This window comes from Deinococcus phoenicis (assembly GCF_000599865.1).
GTDB classification, from domain to species: Bacteria; Deinococcota; Deinococci; order Deinococcales; family Deinococcaceae; genus Deinococcus; species Deinococcus phoenicis.
In genome coordinates this window covers 1-262 of the sequence record NZ_JHAC01000073.1, presented here as the reverse complement: position 1 = coordinate 262, position 262 = coordinate 1, and the positions used below count along the sequence as shown (strand labels likewise).

General features: G+C 59.9%; 1 protein-coding gene. It reads left to right on the top strand.

Annotation, left to right across the window (positions count from 1 at the left end; all coding sequences use genetic code 11):
• Window positions 1-251: transposase (locus tag DEIPH_RS19425; protein WP_200868189.1), on the top strand; the 251-nt coding region annotated here is incomplete at its 5' end.
• Between the last annotated feature and the right edge of the window lie 11 nt (window positions 252-262).

Here is a 262-nt window from a genome sequence, read left to right as displayed (position 1 = left end):
AGAGTGCCCGTGTTGCGCAACTCCTGCACAACCACGGCTGTACCCTCCGCTTTTTGCCTACCTATTCCCCTGATCTGGCACCGATTGAGGGCGGATTTGGCAAGGTCAAGACCCTGGTCCGCCGCGATCAGCCACGCACCAGGGAAGCGCTCGACCAATCGATTGGTCGAGCGCTCACGGCCATTTCCCCTCAAGATGCTCAGGGCTGGTTTCAACGGTGTGGCTATACCCTCACCCGGCAACCCTTATGAGCGCCGTCCTA